Below are 3393 nucleotides of genomic sequence, written 5' to 3'. Positions count from 1 at the left end.
AGATTCAATGAGCGTATTAAAGTCAATGGTGTTGAAGCAAGCGATGAAAGCCTGTGTGCCTCCTTTCAAAAAGTGAACGACGGGCTTGGCGGTGACTGGCTTTCCTATTTCGAATTCGCAGTGCTGTTGGCCGTAGATGTTTTTCAGAAAGAAAAAGTAGACATTGCGCTTATGGAGGTTGGGCTTGGCGGTCGTCTGGATGCCACTAATGTGATTGAGCCGGATGTCTCCGTAATCACTACAGTAGGGTTGGATCATCAGGACTGGTTGGGTTACAGTATTGAAGCGATCGCAAAAGAAAAAGCAGGTATTTTTCGCTCCGAAAAACCAGCCATATTTGGTGGTGTGGAGACTCCAAACAGTATCGTCGATCAAGCTGTCAGGCTGGAGTCAGCTCTGTACAGAAGAGATAAAGAATTCGAGCTAAAAGAAGAAAGTAGAACATGGAGTTGGAAGGGTTTAAACAAAACGGGTGAATGTATTGAGTATGTCGACCTGCCTATGCCCGCATTAGTTATTGATAACGCTGCTACTGCTCTGCAAACAATTCAGTTTTTACCTGATGCTGTAAGCCGTGATGCAATCGTAGAAGGTTTAAAAATATCGAGCCTCCCTGGTCGTTATGAAAAAGTGATGGAGATCAATAAAAGGGGGAAAAAAGTTCAGGCTATTCTCGATGTTGCGCATAATCCGCAGGCAGCAACAAAGCTGGCAGAGCGCCTGAAGGCAGATCCGGTCTCAGGAAAAACTCGTGCACTGATTGGGATCTACAAAGATAAGGATTATCACGGAGTTATCGAGTCTCTGTCTGAAGTGGTCGATGAGTGGGTGGTTGCCGATTTTGATTCGCCCAGAGCGCTTGATAAGACTGTTCTGAGTGAAGCGGTTGCCAGATATTCTGAACTACTGCCTGTTATCGCTGAAAATGTAGAGTTAGGTTTTCAGCAACTAAAAGAAGTATCAACTAGCAGGGACAGGGTGCTTGTTGTGGGTTCGTTTTTGATGGTTGGTGCAATTTTGTGCGGTGGTGCTGAAGTTTCTCCTTCGAATTGATTTATCTTCTATTATTGTCTCGTTTTCCTGAGTGTATTTAAGGTTATTTTGTAAAGTTGTCGTTTAATGCAGGTGGTTTTCACTGATGATCATGTGTAGGATTAACCCCTTTATCGTAATGCTGCGTGATGGTTAGATAAGTCTGTCGATCACAAACTTCCTGGTTTTGCAATACCTGCTAGAGCTATTTAGTCAATAAATAGTAGGTAATTTTTAAGCTGCTTTTCAGAGAGAGTGTAATCTGAAGGGCGGTAGCGTGAATAAATGCTGGGTATATTCTTTATTTTTCGGAATTTTAAAGAGTAAAAGTCTTGCTCGGCGAGAATGTCAACCATCATAAAATCCGAAGCTTATGCAAGAGGTTTGTTTGTTGTCAGAACTGGCTCAGCCAGCTTAAGAAGTCGGCAGGTGAAAATTAAGCAATGATTGAGAGAGTGTCTGGTGCGATTGACTAAATCCGAGCAGCAAGCCATTGTGACAGTTATCCGGCAGCTTGACCCTGATGCTGAAATTTGGCTTTTTGGATCGAGAGTTGATGACCAGGCCAGAGGTGGGGATATAGACTTACTGATTCTGTCGCATAAATTGAACTCGGCGGATAAACAGAAGATCAGGTTAGCGCTCTATGAAAAGCTGGGAGAACAAAAAATAGACTTGGTCATTGCTGCTGATGATTCTGACCCATTTACTCGAATAGCATTGGCAGAAGGAGTTTCTCTGTGAATGAAGGCAAAGCCGAAAAACGACGGGTAGCGATAAAAGAAGACCAGTTGTTGCTATTGCAGCAACAGTTGGAAAGCATGAAGCACATGGAGGAGTTGCTTGAATGGTCTTTGGCTCGTTGCCAGTCTGTGAGCCTTGAAAAGGAAAACATGCCAGAGCTTGAAGATCTGGAAAAGTTTGAATCCCTCACCGCTCGCTTTGCCCGTTTTAATGACATCTTGCTGCAGAAAATATTCCGCCTGATCGATGTTATAGATCTGGAGCATGGAGGTACCGTTCGCGACAGAATCAACCGGGCTGAGAAAAAAGGTCTGATTAATAACGCCATTGAATTTATAGAAATTCGTGAACTGAGAAACAGTATTGCCCATGAATATCAGCCAGAGGCTTTGAGCCTGATTTTTCCTCAGGTTCTCAAATTTGTGCCAGTATTGCTTGATGTTGCTGAGAGGGTTAGGGGGTATTGTCGGCGGTATGATGGTGGTTAGCATCACTCTTGCTGATGTTGTAGTCAGGGTTTAGGACAGGGAAAAATCATGAAAATCCCTGAAGTCCTTGCTGGGCAGGCACTTTCATGATTTTCTCGTGGGTGTATACGACAGGTTAATACCATTGAGAATCACAAACGAACATGCGGCCCATATTTGCAACGTGCTTCAGCATTACTTTGGTGCCAAAACTGACATCTGGCTCTTCGGCTCAAGAGTTGATGATAACCAGCGTGGCGGTGATATTGATCTCTATATAGAAACCGACCTGCAAAGTCCGGAAGCGGTTTTTGATGCCAAACTCCACAGCCTGGTGGACATCAAACAGCACATCGGTGACCAGAAAATTGACCTGGTCATTTACCGACGAGGAAAACGCCGGGAAGCGATTCACCATGAAGCCAGAAGTACCGGGATTCGACTCAATGGCAACAGAGCTGGGGTAATGAATGAGTAGCGGACGACAAATTGCAGACGTTACCGGGCGCACCCTCTGGATTTGTGACCGACATGCCTTGCGTCTTGAATGGGTGATGGCCGAAGTGGAAAGCCTGTTTCCATTAAGTGTCAATGCATTTGACAACCTTACCCCGACTGAAGTGGCTTACATGGACCAATTTTCCACCCGGTTCAGTAAATTACAGGATGCCATAGGGGCAAAACTCTTTCCTCACGTGCTGGATTTAGTGGGAGAGCAGGGGGCACTGAACACCTTTATCGACAAGCTCAACCGGCTGGAAAAAATAGGGGCCATTGATAATGCAGCCCAATGGCCTTTATTTCGTGAGATGCGCAATGCTTTTGCCCATGACTACCCGGAAGACAGTGAACTGAATGCCGAGACGTTGAACCGGGCCGTGCCGCTGGCCAGCGAGTTGTTAAAGGTCTACCACAATATTCGGGATTTTGCCTTGCGTTATGGTGCCGTTTTGCCTGGGGAGTGCAACGGTGGCTGACAACATTAAAATCGAATACGGAAAGTTCAAACAGTCATTAACATTGCTGGAATCTCAATACCATCATCAGCAGACACTTGATCACACATTACCCGGCTGGCTGCAAGAGGCAGTATCGCAGGGAAAAATCATGAAACCTCCTGAAAATATTGACCTGTAGCTTATATTTGTTT

6 protein-coding genes are annotated in these 3393 nt (G+C 45.1%); all 6 read left to right on the top strand.

The window, feature by feature from the left end:
* Window positions 1-1053 (top strand): folylpolyglutamate synthase/dihydrofolate synthase family protein (locus tag KDK19_RS07425; protein ID WP_257291657.1); only part of this gene is annotated, 1053 nt, incomplete at its 5' end.
* Between the two features lie 441 nt (window positions 1054-1494).
* Window positions 1495-1776 (top strand): nucleotidyltransferase domain-containing protein, encoded by a 282-nt coding sequence (locus KDK19_RS07420; protein ID WP_257252536.1) that lies wholly within the window; start codon window positions 1495-1497, stop codon window positions 1774-1776.
* Window positions 1773-2264 carry a hypothetical protein gene (locus KDK19_RS07415; protein ID WP_257252537.1) on the top strand — a complete coding sequence of 164 codons (492 nt, stop codon included), beginning with the start codon at window positions 1773-1775 and terminating at the stop codon, window positions 2262-2264. The genes KDK19_RS07420 and KDK19_RS07415 overlap by 4 nt, the downstream gene beginning before the upstream one ends.
* A 124-nt stretch (window positions 2265-2388) precedes the next feature.
* Window positions 2389-2721 carry a nucleotidyltransferase domain-containing protein gene (locus tag KDK19_RS07410; RefSeq protein ID WP_257281510.1) on the top strand — a complete coding sequence of 111 codons (333 nt, stop codon included), beginning with the start codon at window positions 2389-2391 and terminating at the stop codon, window positions 2719-2721.
* Window positions 2714-3220, top strand: a complete 507-nt coding sequence (locus KDK19_RS07405; protein ID WP_257291656.1) for a hypothetical protein — start codon at window positions 2714-2716, stop codon at window positions 3218-3220. Before KDK19_RS07410 ends, KDK19_RS07405 begins: the two co-directional genes overlap by 8 nt.
* The gene (locus tag KDK19_RS07400) at window positions 3213-3380 is read left to right on the top strand and encodes a hypothetical protein (protein WP_257252540.1); all 168 of its coding nucleotides are present in this window, start codon (window positions 3213-3215) and stop codon (window positions 3378-3380) included. The genes KDK19_RS07405 and KDK19_RS07400 overlap by 8 nt, the downstream gene beginning before the upstream one ends.
* Window positions 3381-3393 lie beyond the last annotated feature (13 nt).

This window comes from Endozoicomonas sp. ONNA1 (assembly GCF_024606325.1).
In the GTDB taxonomy this organism is placed as follows: domain Bacteria; phylum Pseudomonadota; class Gammaproteobacteria; order Pseudomonadales; family Endozoicomonadaceae; genus Endozoicomonas_A.
This window is presented reverse-complemented; position numbering and strand designations above follow the sequence as displayed.